The organism is Streptomyces sp. CO7 (genome assembly GCF_053474865.1).
This window is the reverse complement of the sequence record NZ_JBRIOU010000071.1, coordinates 1-558: the sequence shown is the minus strand read 5'-3', so window position 1 is coordinate 558 and position 558 is coordinate 1. Positions and strand designations below refer to the sequence as shown.

General features: G+C 76.7%; 1 protein-coding gene. It reads right to left on the bottom strand.

Translation table 11 applies throughout. The features are described 5' to 3' along the window. Nucleotides 1–558 (bottom strand): thiamine pyrophosphate-binding protein (locus ACOV8S_RS31140; RefSeq protein WP_448321839.1); only part of this gene is annotated, 558 nt, incomplete at both ends.

The window sequence follows — 558 nt, the reverse complement described above, 5'->3', positions numbered from 1 at the left end:
CGGCCAGCAGGGCGGCCGCGGCGTCGAGTTCGGCGGCGGACGGCTCCGGAAGCACCGGGGCCTCCGGGAGGGCGCCGTCCAGGGCCGCCGGGTCCTGGGGCGCGTACTGCAGGTCGATGGGCCACTCGACGCTCGCCGGGCCGCCGGGGACGGCGAGCGCGGCGGCGGCCGCCTCGCGCAGGATCCGTCCGGCGTCGGCGGCGTCGGTGACCGTCGCCGCGTACGCGGAGACCGCGGTCAGCATGCCGAGCTGGTCCTTGGTCTCGTGGATGAAGCCGCGCCCCTTGCCCAGGTAGGCGCTGTCGATCTGCCCGGTGACGTGCAGCACCGAGGTCCCGGCGGACAGCGCCTCGATCAGCGAGCCGGCGGCGTTGCCGGCGCCGGTGCCGGTGGAGGTGAGCGCGCAGCCGAGGGTGCCGCGGGCCCGGCCGTAGGCGTCGGCGGCGTTGACGGCGCTCGCCTCGTGTCGCACGGGGACGAAGCGCAGGTCGCGGTCGACGGCCTCGACGAGCGGCAGGTTGTGGACGCTGACGACGCCGAAGACGGTGTCGACGCCGA